18 protein-coding genes, 2 tRNA genes and 1 pseudogene are annotated in these 21,320 nt (G+C 70.3%); 5 read left to right on the forward strand and 16 right to left on the reverse strand.

What is annotated here, in order from left to right; genetic code table 11:
* Nucleotides 1–77: 77 nt before the first annotated feature.
* The 6 genes from ACW4TU_RS21740 to ACW4TU_RS21765 all read right to left on the reverse strand — a co-directional run bounded on the left by ACW4TU_RS21740 (nucleotide 78) and on the right by ACW4TU_RS21765 (nucleotide 4,945).
* Nucleotides 78–1,427, reverse strand: coding sequence for a phage major capsid protein (locus ACW4TU_RS21740; RefSeq protein WP_457429878.1), 1,350 nt, complete (start codon nucleotides 1,425–1,427; stop codon nucleotides 78–80).
* A gap of 258 nt (nucleotides 1,428–1,685) precedes the next feature.
* The gene (locus ACW4TU_RS21745) at nucleotides 1,686–1,967 is read right to left on the reverse strand and encodes a hypothetical protein (protein ID WP_457429880.1); all 282 of its coding nucleotides are present in this window, start codon (nucleotides 1,965–1,967) and stop codon (nucleotides 1,686–1,688) included.
* Between the two features lie 297 nt (nucleotides 1,968–2,264).
* Nucleotides 2,265–3,545, reverse strand: a complete 1,281-nt coding sequence (locus ACW4TU_RS21750; RefSeq protein WP_457429882.1) for an AAA family ATPase — start codon at nucleotides 3,543–3,545, stop codon at nucleotides 2,265–2,267.
* Nucleotides 3,542–4,360: a bifunctional DNA primase/polymerase gene (locus ACW4TU_RS21755; protein ID WP_457429884.1), complete on the reverse strand. Its 819-nt coding sequence runs from the start codon at nucleotides 4,358–4,360 to the stop codon at nucleotides 3,542–3,544. Before ACW4TU_RS21755 ends, ACW4TU_RS21750 begins: the two co-directional genes overlap by 4 nt.
* A gap of 187 nt (nucleotides 4,361–4,547) precedes the next feature.
* Complete coding sequence (locus ACW4TU_RS21760; protein ID WP_457429885.1) at nucleotides 4,548–4,745, reverse strand: helix-turn-helix transcriptional regulator; 198 nt, start codon at nucleotides 4,743–4,745, stop codon at nucleotides 4,548–4,550.
* Complete coding sequence (locus tag ACW4TU_RS21765; RefSeq protein ID WP_457429887.1) at nucleotides 4,742–4,945, reverse strand: helix-turn-helix transcriptional regulator; 204 nt, start codon at nucleotides 4,943–4,945, stop codon at nucleotides 4,742–4,744. Before ACW4TU_RS21765 ends, ACW4TU_RS21760 begins: the two co-directional genes overlap by 4 nt.
* A 132-nt stretch (nucleotides 4,946–5,077) precedes the next feature.
* On the opposite strand from ACW4TU_RS21765, the gene ACW4TU_RS21770 reads away from it, so the two are divergent.
* Together ACW4TU_RS21770 and ACW4TU_RS21775 are read left to right on the forward strand one after the other, a co-directional pair.
* Nucleotides 5,078–5,671, forward strand: coding sequence for a helix-turn-helix domain-containing protein (locus ACW4TU_RS21770; RefSeq protein WP_457429889.1), 594 nt, complete (start codon nucleotides 5,078–5,080; stop codon nucleotides 5,669–5,671).
* Nucleotides 5,664–6,884 (forward strand): site-specific integrase, encoded by a 1,221-nt coding sequence (locus tag ACW4TU_RS21775; protein WP_457429891.1) that lies wholly within the window; start codon nucleotides 5,664–5,666, stop codon nucleotides 6,882–6,884. Before ACW4TU_RS21770 ends, ACW4TU_RS21775 begins: the two co-directional genes overlap by 8 nt.
* Nucleotides 6,885–6,980: 96 nt before the next feature.
* Here the strand turns inward: ACW4TU_RS21775 and ACW4TU_RS21780 are convergent.
* Together ACW4TU_RS21780 and ACW4TU_RS21785 are read right to left on the reverse strand one after the other, a co-directional pair.
* Nucleotides 6,981–7,053, reverse strand: a tRNA-Arg gene (locus ACW4TU_RS21780).
* 174 nt (nucleotides 7,054–7,227) lie between these two features.
* Nucleotides 7,228–7,318, reverse strand: a tRNA-Ser gene (locus ACW4TU_RS21785).
* A gap of 160 nt (nucleotides 7,319–7,478) precedes the next feature.
* Here ACW4TU_RS21785 and ACW4TU_RS21790 point away from each other — a divergent pair.
* Nucleotides 7,479–7,988 carry an SSI family serine proteinase inhibitor gene (locus tag ACW4TU_RS21790; protein WP_457429892.1) on the forward strand — a complete coding sequence of 170 codons (510 nt, stop codon included), beginning with the start codon at nucleotides 7,479–7,481 and terminating at the stop codon, nucleotides 7,986–7,988.
* Nucleotides 7,989–8,257: 269 nt separating this feature from the next.
* Nucleotides 8,258–12,682, forward strand: coding sequence for a hybrid sensor histidine kinase/response regulator (locus ACW4TU_RS21795; RefSeq protein WP_457429894.1), 4,425 nt, complete (start codon nucleotides 8,258–8,260; stop codon nucleotides 12,680–12,682).
* 123 nt (nucleotides 12,683–12,805) lie between these two features.
* Here the strand turns inward: ACW4TU_RS21795 and ACW4TU_RS21800 are convergent, their stop codons facing one another.
* The 6 genes from ACW4TU_RS21800 to ACW4TU_RS21825 form a co-directional block, all read right to left on the reverse strand.
* Nucleotides 12,806–14,482, reverse strand: a complete 1,677-nt coding sequence (locus ACW4TU_RS21800) for a long-chain fatty acid--CoA ligase (protein WP_457429896.1) — start codon at nucleotides 14,480–14,482, stop codon at nucleotides 12,806–12,808.
* A gap of 170 nt (nucleotides 14,483–14,652) precedes the next feature.
* Nucleotides 14,653–15,225, reverse strand: a complete 573-nt coding sequence (locus ACW4TU_RS21805; RefSeq protein ID WP_457429898.1) for a SigE family RNA polymerase sigma factor — start codon at nucleotides 15,223–15,225, stop codon at nucleotides 14,653–14,655.
* Nucleotides 15,226–15,450: 225 nt separating this feature from the next.
* Nucleotides 15,451–16,617: a lipid-transfer protein gene (locus ACW4TU_RS21810; RefSeq protein ID WP_457429900.1), complete on the reverse strand. Its 1,167-nt coding sequence runs from the start codon at nucleotides 16,615–16,617 to the stop codon at nucleotides 15,451–15,453.
* Complete coding sequence (locus ACW4TU_RS21815; RefSeq protein ID WP_457429902.1) at nucleotides 16,614–17,030, reverse strand: MaoC family dehydratase; 417 nt, start codon at nucleotides 17,028–17,030, stop codon at nucleotides 16,614–16,616. Before ACW4TU_RS21815 ends, ACW4TU_RS21810 begins: the two co-directional genes overlap by 4 nt.
* Nucleotides 17,027–18,061: a bifunctional MaoC family dehydratase N-terminal/OB-fold nucleic acid binding domain-containing protein gene (locus tag ACW4TU_RS21820; protein ID WP_457429904.1), complete on the reverse strand. Its 1,035-nt coding sequence runs from the start codon at nucleotides 18,059–18,061 to the stop codon at nucleotides 17,027–17,029. The genes ACW4TU_RS21815 and ACW4TU_RS21820 overlap by 4 nt, the downstream gene beginning before the upstream one ends.
* Before the next feature lie 165 nt (nucleotides 18,062–18,226).
* On the reverse strand, nucleotides 18,227–18,532 hold the full coding sequence (locus tag ACW4TU_RS21825; protein WP_457429905.1) for a hypothetical protein: 306 nt from the start codon (nucleotides 18,530–18,532) through the stop codon (nucleotides 18,227–18,229).
* Nucleotides 18,533–18,936: 404 nt separating this feature from the next.
* Here ACW4TU_RS21825 and ACW4TU_RS21830 point away from each other — a divergent pair, with 404 nt between their 5' ends.
* Nucleotides 18,937–19,803 carry a bifunctional DNA primase/polymerase gene (locus tag ACW4TU_RS21830; RefSeq protein WP_457429908.1) on the forward strand — a complete coding sequence of 289 codons (867 nt, stop codon included), beginning with the start codon at nucleotides 18,937–18,939 and terminating at the stop codon, nucleotides 19,801–19,803.
* 300 nt (nucleotides 19,804–20,103) lie between these two features.
* Here ACW4TU_RS21830 and ACW4TU_RS21835 read toward each other — a convergent pair whose 3' ends face one another.
* Nucleotides 20,104–20,613, reverse strand: coding sequence for a hypothetical protein (locus tag ACW4TU_RS21835; RefSeq protein WP_457429910.1), 510 nt, complete (start codon nucleotides 20,611–20,613; stop codon nucleotides 20,104–20,106).
* 443 nt (nucleotides 20,614–21,056) lie between these two features.
* Nucleotides 21,057–21,311 (reverse strand): annotated as a pseudogene (locus tag ACW4TU_RS21840) (SAM-dependent methyltransferase); the annotation flags it as partial.
* Between the last annotated feature and the right edge of the window lie 9 nt (nucleotides 21,312–21,320).

Here is a 21,320-nt window from a genome sequence, read left to right on the forward strand (position 1 = left end):
GCCGGACACACCAGCGGCCCGCCACCGTTGGTGACGGGCCGTGATGGTTGGCGTAGGTGTCGTTGCAGCCTGCCCGGCTAGAACGTCGGGGTGATCAGGCCTGTGCCGCTGATGACGCTGATGCTCTTCGGGTACCTCTCGGAGTGCAGCGCGGCGTAGTTGTACACGCGCAAGAGAACCGATAGCTGGTCGGCCTTAGTTTCACGGAACGCCTCAGCGCGCATCACGCCCTCGTACAGCAGGATGTCGGAGGAGCGGGCGATGATGATGCGGTCCTCGTTGGTACCCGCACCGAGGTTGATCGGGATGTTCGGGTCGACGTAGACAGGCAGGCCCTGCCATGTGCCGACGAACCCTTCGGAGATGACGTCGCCCATGGCGGCGAGGACGTTCTGCGGCATGTTCGCCACCGGCACCACGAGGGGCCGGCCTGCCGTGTCGAGGGCGGCTGTGAACCAGGCCCAGCGGCGGGGGTGCATGAACACCTTGTCGGGCGGCAGGAAGCGCCCTGTGTGGATCTGCTGGATACCGTCGGCGCCCTTGGCGTACAGCTCACCCACGGTGGGCGAGGCGTCGGTGTAGGAGATCGCGTTGACGCCGGTCACGTTGAGCAGGCCGCGCTTGTTCGCCGCGTTGTTGTTGATGACGAACGTGTCGAGCTTGACCGCGTAGTCCGCGGTGAGGTCGGCCAGGAGGACATCGTCCATGTTCACCGGCGACTGGTCGATGAGTTGCTGGCTGATGACCTGCTGTCCGGCGAGCGTGGCGACGCTGGCGCTCACGCTGTTCGTGGTGGCGTCGGTGTTCGACACGGCCGTGTTCTGGCTGGTCTGCTCGGCCGTGGTGGTGCCGGTGGCCACGCGCGGCAGGTTGACGCTGTCGGTGCCGGGCGGGAGCGGCAGCTTGCGCACCTGGTCGGCGACGACGCGGGCGGCCCGGGCGAGGGTGACGGCCTCGTTGATGAGCCACAGCGGCGGGACGAACTCGCCGCCGGCGCCGTCGGTGGTGGACAGGGCGCGGGTCTCCATCGCGACCTCACGCGTGTTGCGGTGCAGCCGCTCGGCAGCGTCCGCGTCGGCGCGCAGGGCGACGGCGGTCATGTCCTTCACCCACGAGTGGCCGTGGACGTCGGCCTTGCGGTAGACGTTCTCGTTGCTCGTGACCGTGAGGCCCGTGGGCTGCGGCCCTTGGGGCATGTACCGGGAGCGGAGCTGGGCGGCCTTGTCGCCGCGCTGCTCGGCTTCCACGGCCTGCTCGATGTCGCGGTCCAAGCCGCGGATCTCATCGCACTTCGCGTTGAACGTGGTCCGTTCGGCGGTGGTGAGGTCGCGGCTCTCGGCCTGGGGGGCGGCGAGGATGCCGTCGAGCTGCGCCTTCGCAGCGGAGCGGGCGGCGCGCAGGTGTGGCAGGGAAACGTTCGGGATCACGGGGTACGCCTCTCGGGAAAGGCGACAGAACCCGCGGCAGGATGGCGGGTTGTCGCTGACGATCCCGGTAGGTGGTAACTACCCCGGGTGGCCGCGTGTTGCTCGTGCGGTCGGCGCGGGAGCCGGCGTACCGGTGGCGGCCGTGTGCCGCCTCTTCTGTTGTGCTCTGCGACCCATCACAGATCACTCGCGAAGGAGTTGATCAGATGGTGCCACACCGGCCCGCGGAACGACCAGGAGTTCCGCGGGCGGGTGGTGCTACTGCTGGGGCAGGGAGGCGACCTCCGCACCGAGGAAGCCGAGGACGGTGTCGATGTCCTGCTCGGTGTGTGCGGCGAGCAGGGAGGCGAGCCGCACTCCGAGGTAGGCGACGGCGCGTACGGCGTCGACGGGCTTGTCCGGCCAGAGTTCGGTCGTGGTGTCGTCGACGATGGCGGCGTACTGCGCGGGCGGGAGGCCACCCTCGAGCATCTGGTGCGTGGCGGTCAGCAAGGCTACGCCGGCGCGGAGGTCGGCTGCTGCGTTGATGGGACGGGTCATCGGCGTACTCCTAGGCGGTTTGGTGGCGTACAGCTTCGCGGGCGCACTTCCGGCACCAGCTCGAGCGGCCGGTACGGGAGTCCTTGCGGGGCGTGAAGTCCTCGAGGGGGAGCAGCTGGGTACAGCGGGCGCACCGCTTGTGCCCGGGCTTCTCTGGTGGGGGCACGGGATGTGCTGCGCGGTAGTTGGCGCGGCGGCATTCGGTGCACTGAGACATGCGCCCGTCTGGCTGCGACCGGTTCCTGTGAAAGCCCTTGAGGGGCTTGAGGGCGCCGCACTTCGTACATCTCTTGGCTCTCATGCGGGCTCCGCAGCGTCGCGTTCGGGAAAGGGCAGTGGGCGTTCGCCGTCAGCTACAGACTGTGACCGGGATTCCGTAGGTGACACATAGGTGCCATAGGTGCCAGCCCTCACGGTGTTGGCACCTATGGCACCTTCGGGGTCTTGCGTGGCACCTTCGCCGTCATCGGTGACGCTGAGTACCCACACCCACTGTTTGCCGAATCCGGACTTTTGCGACGTCACGCCCGCCTTGGAACGGGCCCGTTGCAGCGTCCGCTTGGAGAACCCGTCTTTCTCGGCCGCCTTGATGACGTCGCCGGCGGATGCCTCGCCGCCGTTGTCCGTGAGGTAGCCGACCAGCCACGCGACGGCTTCGTCGCGCTCGCTTGCGTCCTCGCGGTCGATGGGCGCGGCAAGGGTGTCTTCGACGCTGCGTTCGGAGATGCCGGTGAAGACGAGCCGTCCGACGTTGGCGTTGCCCTTGCTGGTCGGCACGTCGAAGCCCTCGATCCGGTACGCGAGCGACGGCAGGTCGAGACTGCCCAGGCTGTTCTTCGTCTGCGTCATCACCTGCTCGCCCGACTCCCGGTCACGGGCGAAGGCGAGGACCGCGCGGGCGAGATCCTTGAACGCACCCGAGCCTGAGATGAGTTGTGACGCGTCGGTGCTGCTGCCCTTGTTGAAGTGGGCGATCCCGAGCGTGAGCGCCTTGGTTCGCTCGGCCATGCGCACGAGGGGCTCGAGGGCCTGGCGGACGTCCTGGGTGCGATGGGCGTCGGTGCTGCTGCCCAGCGTCGACATGAGCGGGTCGACGATGAGCCCGGCGACGTCGTGTTCGGCGATGGCCTGCTCGATGAGAGAGACGTCCATGGGCAGCGAGATCATCGTCTCGCCCCGCAGCGTGTCCTCGGCGTCGACGCGGAACACGCGCTCGAGGTCGGCGCCGGCCGCGATGAGCCGCGGTACGAGGGTGCGTGACCAGGAGTCTTCGACGGCCGCGTAGAAGACGCTCTTGGGGTGGCCGTAGAACGTGCCAGGCAGCTCGCCCCGAGACAGACGCGCGGCAACCCAGATGCCGAAGCTGGACTTGCCCGTACCTTCGCGGCCTGCGGCGAGCGTGAGCGCCCCGGCGGGCAAGCGACCCTCGCCGGGCTGTGGCTCCCATGCCCACACCACCGGCTCGGGGTCGATCTCCGAAGCGCGGGTGAGCCTGAGCGATCGGGTCGCGCCAAGGGTGGCGTCGGTGAGCCCGTTGCGCTCGAGGATCTCCCTCGCTTCGTCGTGCGGTCCGGTCACGCTGACGCTCCCACCCTGTGCGGGGCGCACTCGGCACTGCGCAGCGTCCGCGATGCCTCGGACTCCGGCAGGCCGATACGGGCCCCTGCGTCCATCAGAGAGCCGTAGACCGCCCCGCCGTCGGCCATGCCCGCGCGCACCAGCTCGAGGCCGCGGCATGCTGCCCAGAACAACCGCGAGTTCCGTTCGCCCTCGCGGGCCTCGAGGACGAACGCCACCAGGCCGACGAGGTTGTCGTACGGGCGTACCGTCTCGAGCGAGAGCGTCGGGCGTGGCGGCGCGGCCCGGGCACCGAGGAAGGCCGGCCACGGGGTGAGCGGGCGGCCGAACTGCCCGTCGCCTGACCAGCGGTAGCGGACGCCGGACGGGTGCAGCGAGGGCGCGGCGACGATGTAGCCGTTCGACTTCACGTCGATGCCAGGACCGAGCTTGCCGGGCAAGTCAGTGCCAGGGTGGGCGTAGACCAAGTGGAGCCCGTCCCCGCCGGTGAGCTGCATCAGAGTGCCGGGCAGCGGGCCGTGCTCCGTTTCGAGGCGGCACAGCGTCGCGTGCCCGCCGTTGCGCGGGTCGACGTCGACCACGGCCAGGCCGTTCGGAGCGCACGGCAGACCGATGCCCGCGCCCGGGTATCGCGCCCACCACGCACGCAGCTGCTCGGGGTCGCGCGTTGCGTCGTGATAGCCGTGACCGTGCTGGCCGCACTCCCCGCGGCAAGGGTGCCCAGCTTCATGAGCGCGCGGGATCGCAGGCGTCTTGCCCGCGAGCGGGAAGACCGCCCACCCGTGGGTCGAGTAGGTCAGGGCGTGGCTCAGCATCACCGGGCTATCTACGTGCTCGGCTCTCGCCCGAGGGACGGGTCGTGTCATCATCTGTGGGTCCGTTCTGTGTTGAAGCCCTGGGTCGCTGGCGAGCGATTGGCCCGGGGCTTCGGCGTTTCTGGTCCGGGTACAGGGCCCCTGCCGCGCTGGTGCTGGAACACCTGCGGCCAGGTGGGGGCCCGCTTCATGCGGATTCGAGGAGCTGTACCAAGCTCGCCGTGACGACCCGCTTGGAGCCGAAGTCGAGGACCCGCACAGGTGCCTCGCCTCGCTTGACCAGCTCATAGAGCTGGGACTTGGAGATGCCGAGAGCCTGGGCAGCCTGGGGAATCCCGACTGTGGCCGGCCACTGGCGGACCTCCGCCAGGGTGGGCGCGCTCATGTGCGGGCCGCCTGGTTGATCGTGTTCGCCTCGAGCCATTCGGCGACCGCCGCGCGGCGGTAGTAGACGCGGCCCGATCGTGCAGGGGTGCTCTTGATGTAGCTCGGCCCGTTGCCCGCCCAACGCCAGTTGGCGAGGACCTGCACCTGAATGCCGAACGCGGCCTGTACCTGCTTGGGGGTCAACAACTCATCGGACACGCACTTTCACCCCTCTTAGTCGCAACATGCGTTGCACGTTAGCACCATCTGATGTTAGATGGACCCATGACGAAGATGGTAGCGATCAACGGCAGGCATGCAAGGAGATCCGTGTTGCTTACGCTGCTGCCTATGAGCGAGCAGCAGCGCGGACGCCGCGCCCTCGAGGTAGGTCCGACCGGAAAGACTGTGGCGCAGAACCTCGCCCGGCTGCGCGAACGCAGGGGGCTCACGACTCGCCAGCTCGCCGGTTTGCTCGAGCGGGCCGGGCGCCCGATCCCTGCATCGGGCATCACCCGCATGGAGAAGGCGGAGCGGAGCGTGACCAGCGACGAACTCGTGGCGCTCGCCGCGGCGTTCGGCGTGTCCCCCACGGCACTCCTCCTGCCGCTTACCGACTCGCCGGACGAACAGGTGACCCTCACGGGCGCCGGCACCGTGGCGGCCGATGTGGCTTGGGACTGGGCGGACGGTAAGCGCCCCCTGGACATGCCCGACGATGGCGGCACGACGTACATGGAGTTCCGCCTGTTCGGCCGTCCGCCCGGCCGTCGCGACGTACTCGGGATCGTGTTGCGTCCCAGCGGCCGTCGCGGGCGGGAGGACGTGGCCAAGATCCGTGACGCCTACCAGGAGCTCGCTGCCCTGGGCTTGGACATCAAGGAGTTGCAGCGGCTGGACGCCGACGAGTTCGAGCAGCTGATGGGAGAGCGTGGCGATGGCTGACCCGATCAAGAAGGTGACGTTGAAGGGCGGGCAGGTCCGGTACCGGTTCGTTGTCGACGTCGGCTCTGAGCCGAGGAAGGACAAGGCCACCGGCGAGGTGGTCATGAACGAGGAGACCGGGCAGCCGGTGATGCGGCGGGTGCAGCTCACCGTCACGAAGGACACGAAGAAGGAGGCGCTCGCCGAGTACTCGCGCATTCAGCACCAGAAGGCCATCGGTTCGTTCGTCGCCCCGTCGAAGGTCACGGTCGCGGACGTGGTGGACATGTGGCTGAAGGCGGCGACGCGGGATGTCGAGGTGGCCACGAAGCGGTCGTACGAGGACGCGATGCGGTACGTCCGTACGCACCTTGGGCAGAGGCAGCTGCAGCAGCTCACCGAGGACGATGTCGAGTCGCTCATCGACTGGATGCTGACGAGCGCGCGGCGTATCGGCGGGAAGGCCGGCACCGGCTTGAGCGTCCGCACCGTGAGCCTGACGCTCGGACGTCTGCGGGCCGCGCTGAACCTGGCGATCCGCCGGGGCCTGGTCGCCCGGAACGTCGCGGAACACGTGACGATCCCGAGGCAGGCCCGCAAGGACGACAAGGCGCGCAGGAAGGCGCGCGTGCCGTGGACCGAGGACGAGGTGAGGGTGTTCCTCGCCCACGTCGCCGGTGACCGTCTGCACGCCGTGATGCTGCTGTCCCTGATCGGTCTGCGGCCGGCGGAGGTCTGTGGGCTGCGCTGGCGTGACGTCGACCTCGAGGCGGGCACCGTGTCCGTGGAGGAGACGCGCACGCTGGTCGCGGGCGTCGTCGTCGAGAAGGACACCAAGTCTGCGTCCGGCGAACGGATCCTGCCCTTGCCCGTGATCGTCCTCGCCGCGCTGAAAGTCTTCCGCGCCCGCCAGGCGCGCGAGCGTCTCGCGGCAGGCAACGGTTACGAGTCCTCGGGGCGCGTCGTCGTCGACGAGCTGGGGGCCGCGGTCAAGACCGACTGGCTTCGCCGGCGGGCGTACGAGCGGATGGAGTCGGCCAACGTGCGCAAGGTCCGGCTGTACGACGCGCGGCACGCCTGCCTGTCGTGGATGGCGAACAACGGCGTACCCGACACCGTGGTGTCGGCATGGGCCGGTCACGCCGACCTCGGCTTCACGAAGCGGATCTACGTGCACCCCGATCCGCAGTCCCTGAAGGCGGGGTCGGACAAGCTCGCCGAACTGCTCGGCTGACCATGATCAACCGGCGGATGTGAGAAATGGTGAGACGACACGACAAAGGCCCCGATCCGCCGGGGCGAATCAGAGCCTTTGACCTGCAACTTGCTGTGCACTCGGCAGGATTCGAACCTGCAACCTTCTGATCCGTAGTCAGATGCTCTATCCGTTAAGCTACGAGTGCTTGTGTTTTCTGTTGTGTTCGCTCTTCCTTCCGGTGTTTTCGACCCGGTTGGCGTTGCGGGAACAACATTACATGACTGGCGGCGTGAGGTGAAATCCGTTTGCCATACCCGGCCTCACCTGCGAAAACGACCGAAGCCCCGGTCAGTCATGACCAGGGCTTCGGGACGAGGTGCGGAGGCGGAGGGATTTGAACCCTCGATGGGATGTAAGTCCCAAACCGCATTAGCAGTGCGGCGCCATAGACCGGACTAGGCGACGCCTCCAGCACAACCTCCCGCGCGAGCGCGAGTGGTGCGTGCAGATGATGACACAGACGAGCGCTGTGTCACCAATCGCCTCCCACGGTACTAGGCAGGCGGGGCACAGGGCAAAGCCGTTGTGCCGGTCGCGCAACGTCCTCCGGCGTCAGGCGTTAGTCAGGTCATGTTCAAGGTCACCTCTCCTGCCGGCGGCGCCCTCCGCCGCCGCCTCGTCTTCGCCGCCACCGCCGGCGTCTCCCTCGCCGCGGCCTCCTTCTCCGCCGCCCCCTCGGCCGCGTACGCCGACGCGGGCCCCTGGACGCGCCCCCTCACGCCCTTCGCGCCCCTCCTTACTCCCCTGGGGCGCGCCTCCGACCACCTCAGCGTCACCGTCCGCGGCACCGGTGGGCGTGGGGACGGGCGGTTCGAGTTGTACTGCCATCCCGGTGGCGGCTCCCACCCCGACGTCGATGACGCCTGCGGGTCGCTCGACCGGGGGACGCGGTGGGGGAAGGATCCGTTCGCCCCCGTATCCCCCGACAGCGTCTGCACGATGATGTACGGGGGTCCGGCGACCGCACATGTGACCGGTACCTGGGCCGGGCGTCCTGTCGATGCCACGTTCGACCGCAGCAACGGGTGCCAGATGGACCGCTGGAACCGGCTCGTACCGCTGCTTCCCGATCTTCGATGAGCCCCCGCCGAGCTCCCCGGCCAGGCTTCTGACCGGCGCGGTAAGGCTCCCAGGGGCCCGCACACCACAGTCACAGGAGCCCCGTAGCGCATAAGTGGTGTGAAAGGCGCCGTCACAGCCTCTCTGTCACTTCGTCGTGCGACCTCCCTCTCATCCGGCGTCGCGAGCGCAACCACTGCCCTTAGACTCCCTCGCGTGACACGTTGCGGGCCGGTAGGCAAGATGGCGTCCGCGGTAGGCAAGGTGCGGTAACAGGGAGGAAGCGTCTCGTGAGCAGCAGGCCATCCCGAGGCGCTGCTCGCCTCGCAGCCATACTCGACGCGCTGCCCGATGCGTTGGTACTGGTCAACGCCAATGGGACCGTCGTCAACGCCAATACGATCGCCCTCGGGGCCTTCGAGACGCCGGGCACCGCTCTCGTCGGGCGCGGGCTGCTCGATCTGCTGCCGGAGTTCGACTCGCGGCTGATCCCCGGCACCATGCGGCGCCCCGACTCCATGGACCCGCACGGCCAGACCAAGCCGACCCGGATGATCGCCCGGCGGACGGACGGGAGCGAGTTTCCCGTCGAGGTCACCAGTGCGACTCTCGAGAACGGCCAGCAGGCGTACGACAGCTACGGCTACACCAACGACGAGCTGCTCATGCTCGTCGTACGGGATCTGTCGGGCACCGTCGACACCGAGGCCGAACTGGCGCGTTCGCAACGTCAGACCGAGATGATCCTGCGTGCCGCCGCCGAAGGGGTCGTCGGGACGGACACCGAGGGGCGGGTCGTCCTCGTCAACCCGGCCGCCGCCCAGATACTCGGTTACCGGGCCAGCGATCTCGGCGGGCGCGAGCTGCACACGCTCGTCCTGCACTCGCGCGCCGACGGCGAGCCCTTCCCGTACGGCGAGTCGCCGCTCGCCGACACCCTGCGGTCCGGGCGCAAGCACCGGGTGCGCGGGCAGGTGCTGTGGTCCAAGAGCGGCGACCAGGTCTCCGTCGACCTGACGACCGCGCCCGTCCGGGACGGCGACCAGCTCGTCGGCGCCGTGATGACCTTCACCGACCGGCGTCCGTACGACGCCCTCGCCGAGGAGAAGGCGGCCGCCGAGAAGCTGCACGAGGAGGAGCTGGAGCGGGTCGCCGAGGAGCACGCCTCCGAGCTCACCGCCCTGCGCCAGCAGCACGTCGCCGAGATCGAGCAGCTGCGCGAGGACCACGAGGAGGAACTCGCCGCGGGTGAGGACCGGTACGCGGCGCTCGCGGAGCGCGAGAAGGACCGGTACGAGGCCCTGGCCGGCCGGCAGGAACAACTGCTCGTACTGCTCGGACGTTCGCTGCGCGGACCCCTCGACGAGCTGCGCCGCGAACTGGCCACCCTCGCCGCCGACGACGCCGGGCAGCTGTGGCCCGAGGCCAACCAGGTGCTGCACCATCTGTCGGCCGGTTACTCGCGCATCACCACATTGGTCGACAACGTCCTCTCCTACCAGCGGCTCGACACGGGCGCCGACTCCATCACCCGTACGAAGGTGATGCTCGACGCGGTCGTCGCCGCCGGTGTCGACGGGGCCGTCGAACTGATCGGGCCCGGGCGCGTCCAGTTCGCCGTGCACGCGCCGCCCATCGAGGCCGAGGTCGACCCGCAGCGCCTCGCCACCGCCCTCGCGCACCTCGTCGCGGACGTCGCCGGCGTCGACGCGACCGGCAACTCGCCCGCCTCCACCGGCGGTTACATGGACAACACGGTCGTCGTGGCCGCCGCGCAGCGCGGTGAGGTCGTACGGATCGAGGTGCGCGGGCCGTACGCCGGGGGAGACCCGGTGCACGAGCCGATCGTGCGCGGGATCGTGCGTGCCCACGGCGGAGTGCTCCAGACGCACGAGGTGCCGGGCATGAGCGGCAGTGCGTACGTTCTTGAGGTGCCCATCGGGGGCGGGGCGGGCGCGGTGGTGGCCGCCGTCGAGGCCGAGGTCCCGCAGGCGGGCGTCGGCGCCGAGCTGGCCGTGCCCGAGCAGGCGTCGGGCGGCGGCGACAGCGACGGCACCGGTGGGGTCAGTGGGCGGCGACGGGCGCGGCGGTCGTCCGTGGACGCCTTCCTGGAGGCGGATGTCCCGGACGTCGCGCCCGAGGCGGAGACCGACACCGAGTCCGGTGACTCCGGCAACGAGGCGGTCGCGCCCACCGGGCGGCGCCGGAGGCGTGCGGCCGAGGAGGCCGCCATGGCTTCTGCGCCCGTTCCTCAGCCCCTGCCCCAGTCCCAGCCCCCGGCGCAACCCTCGGCCGACGGGGACGGCGGTACGGGGCGTCGGCGTGGTCGGCCCAGCCCCGCCGACGCGGGCGATGCGAACGGCGGCGGTGTCTCCACCGGCGCCGTCGTCCTGGCGGGCGAGCACGGCGCGGGCACGGCTGCCGCAGGGACCGGCCTGGGCGGGACGGTGCCGCCGCAGGGCGTGCCCGGCGCTCCGGGCCGGCGCGGCGGAGGCGAGCAGCACGCGTTGCCGCCCGCCCTGCCATCGGCTCCTTCCGGGGTCGCCGGTGCCGAGGGCGCCGCCGATGACGGCACGGACGGGCAGCCCACAGGGCGTCGGCGCCGGGCCCTGGCGGCAGCGGCCGAGCGCGGCGCGCAGGAGGCGGCCCCCCGTCCGGTGTTCGCCCTGCCTCCGGCGGAGGCCGACCGGACGGACGAAAGTGCCGCCGCGGTACCCGCCGGGCCGGTCGGCGACCGGTTCGACGACCGTGGCCGTCACGACGCGCTCACGCACGATCCCGACGACGACCACACGCCGCCCCAGCCGCACCCGACCTCCGCCCCGACCGGTCGCCGCCGTGCGCGCCAGGCCCCGGAGCAGCCGGGGACCGTGCCGCCGGGCGGGATTCCCGGCCAGGCGGCTCCCGTCCAGGCGATGGCCGCTCAGGCCGCCGCCGGTCCGCAGGGCGGCGTACCGGGACAGGGGCAGGGGATGCCCGGACAGGCGGTTCCCCCACAGGGGCTTCCCGCGCAACCGGTGCTCGGACAGCCGGTCGCGCAGCCCGTCCCCGGTCAGCCTCTCCCCGGTCAGCCCGTCCCGGCGCAGGGCATCCAGAGCCAGCAGGTTCCCCAACAGGTGCCGCAGCAGTCCCTCCAGCCCGTTCCCCAGGCCCAGCCCCAGCAGGTCCCGGCGCAGGGTACGGCGCCCCAGGCCGCCCTTGCCCAGGGTCTCGCCCCCGGCCAGGCGATCCCCGCCCAGGCCGCCCTCGCTGCCCAGCCCCAGCCCTGGCCCACGACCGACGACGAAACCCCGGACGCCGGCACCGCCGTAGCGCCGCACCCGAACAACCCGGGAGCTGCTCCTGTGGCTGCCCCCGTACCCCAGGCGGCAGCCGCCCCCCTCCCCCCCGAGCGGGTCGCGCAGCCCCGGGTCGGACAGGCGCTGCCCGCCGAGGCCGCCGCCGCGCCGGTCGACCCGAACTCGACGCAGGGGCGGTCGATCAGCGTGCGGACGCTCGGGCAGGGGGTGCCGTTCAGTCGGCAGGCCGCACAGGTCCAGACACCGGGTCAGCCACAGACCGCGACGCCTCCGCACGGCACCAACGGCTCGAACGGCTCCGGTCGCCGCCGCAAGCTCGGTACACGCCCCGAGCCCGCCGGCCAGCCGGAGACGACGGCCCGCCCGCACCCGCAGACGGGCCAGGCCGCGCCCGCCGCACCGGTCCCGGCCCAGCCCTCCCTGGCCGGCCAGGCGCCCCTGCCGGGTCAGCCCTCCCTCGCCGGGCAGGCACCGCCCGCCCAGGCGCCGTTGCCCACGCAGCCCTCGCTCGCCGGGCAGACGCAGCTCGCCCCGGGCACTCCGCGGCTGCCCGGGTTCACCGAGGGGGCCGGGCGCTCGTACGCCATAGGAGCACCGGACGAGAACGCCGCCGAGGGGCCCGAGCCGCTCGACGGGCCCGGCGGAGCCGTCGAGGTCTCCGACCAGCCGCAGCCCCGGCCGATGGACGACGAGCTGCCACCGGAGCCGCTGGACAACCCGCGCCGGCTGCTGGTGTGGCCCGCGCCGGACGTCAGCACGCAGCAGGCGCTCAGCGACCGCGGGTACCGGCCCGTCATCGTGAACTCGCGCGAGGAGGTCAGCGCGCAGATCGCGGCCTTCCCGGCAGCACTGTTCGTCGATCCGCTGACCGGGCCGATCACCCGGACCGCCCTCCAGTCGCTGCGCCAGGCCGCCGTGGCCGCCGAGGTTCCGGTGCTGGTCACGGCCGGGCTCGGGCAGGCGACGCGTGAGGCGGCGTACGGCGCCGATCCCGCCGTACTCCTGAAGGCGCTCGCCCCGCGTGACAGTGAGCAGCATCCGCCGCGGGTCCTGCTCATCGAGGAGCACGCGGAGATCGCGCTCGCCCTGACGGCGACGCTGGAGCGGCGCGGGATGCAGGTCGCACGGGCCGCGAGCGACGCCGACGCGGTCACGCTGGCCTCGCAGTTGCGGCCGAACCTGGTGGTCATGGACCTGCTCCAGGTGAAGCGCCGCAGGGCCGGAATCGTGGACTGGCTGCGGGCGAACGGGCAGTTGAACCGCACACCGCTGGTCGTCTACACGGCCGCCGTCGACCAGGCCGACCTGCCGAAACTCGCGTCGGGCGAGACGGTGCTGTTCCTCGCCGAACGGTCCACCAGTACCGATGTGCAGAGCCGGATCGTCGATCTGCTGGCACGTATCGGCACCAATTAGTCAGTAGTCAGTAGTCAGTAGTCAGAACTGATCGGCACATCTCACATGTAGGTGTGGGGTGGGGCGATGTTTCACGTGAAACATCGCCCCACCCCACACCCGCTTGCCATCCCCGGCCGGCCGTCAGAGCTTGGTGACGTCCAGCCCGCCCTCCGCGTACTGCTTGCGCAGGACCTTCTTGTCGAACTTGCCGACGCTCGTCTTCGGGACCGACTCGATGATCGTCCAGCGCTCCGGGAGCTGCCACTTGGCGATCTTGCCCTCGTCGGCGAGGAAGGCGCGCAGTGTCGCGAAGTCGGCGGTGGAGCCCTCCGTCAGCACGACCGTGGCCAGCGGGCGTTCGCCCCACTTGTCGTCGGGGACGGCCACGACGGCCGCCTCCATGACGTCCGGGTGGGCCATGAGGGCGTTCTCCAGGTCGACGGAGGAGATCCACTCGCCGCCGGACTTGATGACGTCCTTGGCGCGGTCGGTGAGCGTCAGGAAGCCGTCGGGGCTGATGGTGCCAACGTCACCCGTCTTGAGCCAGCCGTCCTCGCTGAACTTGTCGGCGGGGCGGAGCGGTTCGCTGTCGGGGCCGTTGTAGTAGGAGCCCGCGATCCACGGGCCGCGCACCTCCAGCTCACCGGCCGATTCGCCGTCCCAGGGGAGCCGTTCGCCGCCGGGGCCGCTCAGCCGGGCCTCGACGCTCGCCGGGAAACGGCCCTGCGTGAGGCGGTACGCGAACTCCGCGTCCGTACCCACCGCATGGGCCGGCGGCCGGGCGATCGTGCCGAGCGGGGAGGTCTCCGTCATGCCCCAGGCGTGGCAGACGCGCATGCCCAGTTTGTCGAAGGCAGCCATGAGAGCGGGCGGGCAGGCGGAGCCGCCGATGGTGACCTGGGTGAGGGACGAGACGTCCCGGGGGTGCTCGGTGAGCTCCAGGAGCAGGCCCTGCCAGATGGTGGGGACGGCGGCGGCGTGCGTCGGCCGGATCTTCTCGATCATCTCGGCGAGCGGGACGGGCTGCAGGAACCGGTCGGGCATCAGCATGTTGACGCCGGTCATGAAGGTCGCGTGGGGCAGGCCCCAGGCGTTCACATGGAACTGGGGCACTACCACGAGGGAGGTGTCCTGGTCGGTCAGGCCCATGGACTGGGCCATGTTGACCTGGAGGGAGTGCAGGTAGATGGAGCGGTGGCTGAACACCACGCCCTTGGGGTCGCCCGTCGTCCCGGAGGTGTAACACATGGCGGCGCCCGTGCGTTCGTCCAGCTCGGGCCAGTCGTAGCCGGTCGGCTTCCCGGCGATGAGGTCCTCGTACTCGTGCACCTGGGCGTGCGACCCGGCGAGGGCGGAACGGTCACCGGGGCCGGAGATCACGACGTGCTCGACCGTCTTGAGGTGCGGGAGCAGCGGGGCGAGCAGCGGCAGCAGCGAGCCGTTCGCGATGATCACCTTGTCGGCGGCGTGGTTGACGATCCATGCCAACTGCTCAGGGGGCAGACGCAGGTTCAGGGTGTGCAGGACCGCGCCCATGGAGGGGATCGCGAAGTAGGCCTCGACGTGTTCAGGGTTGTTCCACATAAGAGTTGCGACGCGGTCGTCGCCGACCACTCCCAGGTCGTCGCGCAGGGCGTGTGCGAGCTGTGCCGACCGGGCCCCGATCTCGGCGAAGGAACGGCGCCGCGGTTCGGCCTCGCCGGTCCAGGTGATGACCTGCGAGTCGCCGTGGATCGTCGACCCATGGGTCAGGATCCTTGAGATCAGCAGCGGTACGTCCTGCATGGTGCTCAGCACGGCGTCCTCCCGGGGCATCATTGCCTACTCGGTGGTAAAGGTTGTGCTGATTCTGCGCACATACCGAGCGGTACGTCACTAGGAGAGAGTGATCGATCAGATCACGTCGTGCCTCGGGAACTATCGGTGATCACCAGAGGTTCCCATCCGGGAACCAGCGGGCGGAGCCCGCGGCGGAGTCGCCGACGCGGCTACCGGGCGAGCACCAGTTCAGGGTCCTCGCGCAGCTTGCCCAGCGCCCGTGAGACCGCCGACTTGACCGTGCCCACCGACACCCCGAGCACCTCGGCCGTCTGGACCTCGCTCAGGTCCTCGTAGTACCGCAGCACCACCATCGCCCGCTGTCGCGCCGGCAGCTTCATGATCGCGCGCCACATCGCGTCGTGCAGCACCTGATGGTCCGCCGGATCGCCGACCGGCGTCCCCTCGGGCTCGGGCAGCTCGTCGCAGACGAACTCGTCGACCTTCCGCTTCCGCCACTGCGACGTCCGCGTGTTCAGCAGCGCCCGGCGGACATAGCCGTCCAGCGCACGGTGGTCCTCGATCCGCTCCCACGCGACGTACGTCTTGGTGAGCGCGGTCTGCAGCAGGTCCTCCGCGTCACTCGGATTCGCGGTGAGCGACCGGGCGGTGCGCAGCAGCACGGGACGGCGGGCCTTCACGTACGACGAGAACGAGGGGTACGAGGTGTAGGACGCGAACGACAGGGTCTGCGTCGCCGGCGTAGCCGCGTTCGAAGCGCTGGTGCAGACGAGTGTGGTCATGGCTCTACGCTAGGTTCGACCCCTACTTGGGCTCATCGGCCGCAGGTCCCGAAGCCGCGTCCCCCTCAGGTTGTAGGAGGGGGGCTGCCTCCACCTCCTGAAGGTGGAGGCAGGGTACGGGACTATGAGGGTTCAACCCTGAGGGGTCGTACGGCGGTAGTACGGAGACTGCTCCTCCGGTAGGAGGAGGAGCCGCGGGCCCGGTGGCCGGCCCGGAGGTCGCGCTCACCCGGCGGCGGCCAGCACCAGCCCCGACGTCGGCACCCCTGTACCCGCCGTGACCAGTGCTGTTCCCGCGCCCGGCACCTGGTTGACGGAGGTCCCGCGCAGTTGTCGTACGGCCTCCGCGATGCCGTTCATGCCGTGCAGGTACGCCTCCCCGAGCTGACCCCCGTGTGTGTTCAGGGGCAGCCCCTCGGCCGCGACGAAATCCGCCGCCTCACCCGGTGCGCAGAAGCCGAACTCCTCCAGCTGCATCAGCACGAACGGCGTGAAGTGGTCGTACAGGATGGCGACGTCGATGTCGGCCGGGCCCACCCCGGCGGTCCGCCACAGCTGACGGGCCACCACACCCATCTCCGGGAGCCCGGTGAGGTCGTCGCGGTAGAAGCTGGTCATCTGCTCCTGTGCGCGGCCGGCGCCCTGGGCCGCCGCCGCGACGACGACGGGCGACTGCCGCAACTCGCGCGCCCGTTCGACGGAGGTGACGACGACCGCCTGGCCGCCGTCCGTCTCCTGGCAGCAGTCCAGCAGCCGCAGGGGCTCGGCGATCCAGCGTGAGGCCGCGTGGTCGGCGAGGGTGATGGGCCGGCCGTGGAACCAGGCGGCCGGATTGGTCGCCGCGTACTTCCGGCCACGGACGGCGACCTGCCCGAACGCCTCCGCCGACAGGCCGTACGCGTACAGGTACCGCTGTGCCGCCATCGCCACCCAGGAGGCGGGCGTGAGCAGCCCGAACGGCAGCGACCAGCCGAGCGCCACCCCTTCGGCCGACGGCTCCCGCCGCTGCACTCCCGACCCGAACCGCCGCCCGGACCGCTCGTTGAAGGCCCGGTAGCAGACGACGACCTCGGCCACGCCGACCGCGACGGCGAGCGCGGCCTGCTGCACGGTCGCGCAGGCGGCGCCCCCGCCGTAGTGGACCCGGGAGAAGAAGGACAGCTCCCCGATCCCGGCGGCCTGCGCGACGGTGATCTCCGGGCTGGTGTCCATCGTGAACGTGACCATGCCGTCCACGTCGGCCGGCGTCAGCCCGGCGTCGTCGAGCGCGGCCCGCACCGCCTCCACGGCCAGCCGCAGCTCACTGCGCCCCGAGTCCTTGGAGAACTCGGTGGCCCCGATACCGACGATGGCCGCACGGCCACCGAGGTCGTCCCGCGCGTGCAGGGTCACAGGGTGCCTCCCGAGGCCGATGGGGATACGGATGGAGGTACGGAGACGGTCACCGTTCCGGACACGTGCCGGCCGATCCCGTTCGCCCCGAGGACGCGTACGACGGCCGTGTCGCCGTCGACCTCCTCGACGCGGCCGGTCAACACCATGGTGTCGCCGGGGTAGTTGGGGGCGCCGAGGCGGATGGCGAGCTTGCGCAGTACCGCGGTTGGCCCGAAACAGTCGGTGACGTACCGTCCCACCAGCCCGTTCGTCGTGAGGATGTTCATGAAGATGTCGGGGGACCCCTTCGCCCGCGCCGACTCGGCGTCGTGGTGCACGTCCTGGAAGTCACGGGACGCGATCGCCCCGGCGACGATCAGCGTGCGCGTGACCGCGATCTCCAGCGGCGGCAGCTCGTCCCCGGCCCTCATCCGCGCACCTCCGCGGGAAGGTCGCCCCGGAACACCGGAAGCGCCGGCTGCCCCTCCTCGTACCGGACGAACTCCAGCCGCACCGGCATCCCGATCCGCACCTTGTCGTACGGCACGCCCACCACGTTGCTGACGATCCTGACGCCCTCGGCGAGCTCGATCAGCCCGACCGCGTAGGGCGGGTCGAAGGCCGGGAAGGGCGGGTGGTGCAGGACGACGTACGAGAAGACGGTGCCGTCGCCGGACGCCTCGACGGTGTCCCACTCGCCGTCGCCGCAGGCGTTGCACCCCGGCAGCCAGGGGAAACGGAGGGTACGACACCCGAGACACCGTTGGATGAGGAGCCGGTGGCGGTCGACCCCGTCCCAGAATCCGGCGTTGTCGCGGTTGATGACCGGCCGGGGGCGCGTGGGGGTGGGGGCGGGGGCGGCCTGCGGTTTCTGCCCCGCAGATGTCTCACCTGCCTCAGGGGCGCGCGAGGGGGCGTAGGCGCGTACCGGCGCGTACTTCAGGATCCGGAACCGGTGGGTGCCCACCGGCTCACCGTCCACTCGTACATCCGTCCGGGTCGTGACGAAGTACCCGGTGCCGAGCTTGGTGGTCTTGGGCCCGGCGACGGACTCGACAACCGAGTCGAAGGTGACCCGGTCCCCCGGCCGCAGGGGCCGCAGATACTCCTGCTCGCAGTCGGTGGCCACGACCGAGGTGCAGCCCGCCCCGTCGAGCAGGGCGAGCAGTTCCTCGTACGCGGCCGAGCGGCCCGGATTCCCGGAGAGGCCGCCCATGGTCCACACCTGGAGCATGGCGGGCGGCGCGACGGCGTCCGGGCCGGCGTACGCCGCACTCGTGTCGCCCAGCGCCTCGCACCAGTGCCGGATCATCGGCTCGTTGACGGGATCCTTGCCGACACCGCCGCTGACGGCGGGGCGCCCTTCGAACGCGGCGAGCTGCTCGGCGAGTTGCCCGCCGGGCGGATCACCGAGCCGATGACCGGGCCGGTCCCCGGGCTGATAACTGGGTAGGTGGGTCACGGTTTCTGACTGTCCGTCAGATAATGAAGGGTGTCAAGGGCCCGGAAACGTCTGCGCGGCGGCACGAATCACGTGCCGCCGCGCAGACGCGTTACCACCCCATGAAGCGCTCCCCACAAGGGAGTTCAGGACCGCCGGGGACCCACACCCCCGTCGGCCCACGGCTCACCAGAGGTTGGTGAAGTTGACGACCGCGTTGGACTGGTCGATGGCCGTGAAGGCGGAGCCGTTCACCTGTGCCGTGTTGTTCTGGTTCGAGGCGCCGGAGCCGACCGCCTGTTGCTGCGAGGTGGACGAGTTGCCGTTGTTGTTTCCGCCCACGCCGCTGCCGATGATGCCGGCGACAGCCGAGTTCGATCCGTCGTCCGCGAAGGCGCCGTTGTCCGCCGTCGCGACGCCGCTGAAGAGCGCGACGGCGAGCGGCAGAGCCGAGACGGCGGCGAGAACGCGGGCGGTACGGATGCTTGCCATGTCTGTTCCTCCAGAACATGTACGCCCCGGCTCCAGTGCCGGACCGCACGAAGTACGTGTGATGCGTGAACTACCTCCAGCCCCAAGGCAGTTGGCCACCCGCCTCGGTGCTGTATCGCCGCTGTGCACTGCGTCGCGAGATCAGAATTGCCCACCGAATCCCCGGCGAACCATCCCGGAACCGGTTATTCCCCCTGAAGCGTGATGACAAGTCGATAAACCCTCCTCGCATCACCGAAGTAGCAGGTCAGGCCGATGGGGACGATTCACGCCAAGCCGCCACGATGAAACCCGAGGGGCGCAAGGGGCGAATCGTTCCAGCGCATTTCCAGCCATTCCACCAAAACGACTCCGGCGGGCCGCGCACCCTTCCCTTTTTCGAACATACGTACGAACATGGAGGCATGGCCACCACAGACCGGCAGGCCACGACGCTGGCCCTCGCCCACGCCCTGTCAGCCGCCGAACGCGGCCTGGCCGTCATCCCCCTGTCCCGGGCGAAACTCCCGGCCCTGCGCTCCCCCCACCGCGACGACCCGGTCCCGTCCCCGTGCCACGGCGAGTGCGGAGGCATGGGCCACGGCGTGTACGACGCCTCGACCGACCCGCCCCGCATCCGCGAACTCTTCGCCGCCGCCCCCTGGGCCACCGGCTACGGCATCGCCTGCGGCCTGCCCCCGCACCACCTCATCGGCATCGACCTGGACACCAAGTCGGGCACGGACTCCTCAGCGGCCCTGCGCGAACTGGCCCTGCGCCACCTCTTCACGATCCCCGAGACGGTGGTCGTCCTGACCCCGTCCGGCGGCCGCCACCTGTGGCTGACCGGCCCCCCGGACGCCGTGGTCCCCAACTCGGCGAGCCGGCTGGCCCCCGGCATCGACATCAGAGGGGCCGGCGGCTACCTCGTCGGCCCCGGTTCCCGCACCGAACACGGCGTCTACGGCACCGCCCCCGGCACGGCCCACCTGACCCCGGCCCTCTGCCCACCGTCCCTCCTGCGCCTCCTGCTCCCGCCACCCCGCACACACCACTCCGCGTCCCCCACACCGGGCGAACACGGCCAGGGCCTGGTCCAGTTCGTCCTCGCGGCCCACGAGGGCCAACGCAACACCCGCCTCTTCTGGGCGGCCTGCCGCGCGTACGAGAACGACCTCGGGCCGGCCCTGTTGGCCCCCTTGGTCGAGGCGGCCGTACAGACGGGGCTTACGGAACGGGAGGCGCGGGCGACGATTGCTTCGGCGGCGCGGATGACGGGGCGGCGGGGGTGATCCCCGGGGCGGGGCTGCCGGCCCGGGAGCGGACACGCGGGAGGGGCGCCCCGGTGTCGGGGCACCCCTCCTGATCGGCTCACGCACTGAACAACCGCGGAAGCGGTGAGATGCGAACCTACGGTGACATCGCTGCCACGACGGTTCCAAGAGCGTCGCTCTCGCCGCGCCTACACCCCATGTGACCTGCTCGAACGTCGTCCTGGCCGCTCTCAGCTGTCCCGCTGGCCCACAGGTGGCCCATGGATCCGCTCAACGGGCGCGACGGCAGTCACCTGAAGGTCATGCGTCGGCACCTGGCTAGTAGACGTTGATCGACGACAATGCGTCGTTGCCGACCGCCGAACTGCTGTCGAATGCGAAGGTGTAGTTCGTGCGGGCAACGCTGTCCGCGCGGCCACGCTCCGCAGTGTCGCTCCAGAACACCACGTAATGGGAACCCGTGCGGGCGCTGCTCGCCCGGTCGTTCCAGTTATTGCCGTTTGGCATGGTGTAGTTGGTCATGTCCGCGGTGCCGGTTCCCGCGAAGCAGATGGAGTATCCGCCAAGGCCGCCGTTCTGGTAGATCCGCAGCGCCCCCGACGCGCACAGGACGCTGACGTTCGGCGACACAGAGCCGGGAGTGGCGCCATCGGCGCAGATCGACGACGCCGGGGCGGTTCCGTGCAGGTTGACGATCAGGTGGCCGCATCCGTGGGTCGCGGCCTGAGCCTGGCCGGAGAAGCCCATGACCAGCCCTGCGGCGGCGGCGGTCGCGACCGCGACCGCGACCTTCTTCCGGGTGCCTCTGAACGAGAATCTTCGAGCCATGACCGTCTCCTGAAGGTGAAAGTGTGACGAGAACGTCCCCATGCACCGCATCCAGGCATCAGCCACGATCGCCTGCCCGATGAGCCTGTCCCACCCGGCTGCGTTGGAGCCCGCCCGAGGCGATGTTCCCTGAGTGCATGGAAAAGCTAGCTGCAGGGGCCGTTCCTTCTCGTCCACCCAAGGGTTCAACTGCGCCTGCAACCAGGGTGGTAGTCGGGTGTACAACCTGGAGTGCAGTTGTGGTGGGAAGCCGGGTGGGGCGATCGCTGTGGACCGCTGCTCGGACGATGTCCGCGCAGCGCACGTGGAGCACGGCGGCCCTCAAGAGCGTCGCGGAATCAGGAACAAACCCCGCCTGACCTGAGAGGGAGCGCCGTTCCGGCATCGCCGGCGGGCGACTGGCCCACACATGGCCCACAGCCCTCTGATCGTGGTGTGAAGCGTCAGCCGTTGGCGTCGGCGGGCGCCCGTCCCACTGCGAGTAGCTGAGAGCTTGCGGCGAGCAGCTCAGGGTACGGCTCAGCCATCCGCGCGGCCGTCATGGCGGACGCGATCAGGTCGTCTGTGGGCCCGTCCCCCGGCTGTTGTTCAACCGCCTTCACGAGCGACCATGCCGGACCCTCGATTCCGAACAGCTGCACGTCGCTGAGCCCCGATTCCCGAAGCTCGTCAGCAAGCTCTTCGCCGCGAGGGAAGTAACGGCTCGC

It is taken from the genome of Streptomyces kryoterrae (genome assembly GCF_054072135.1).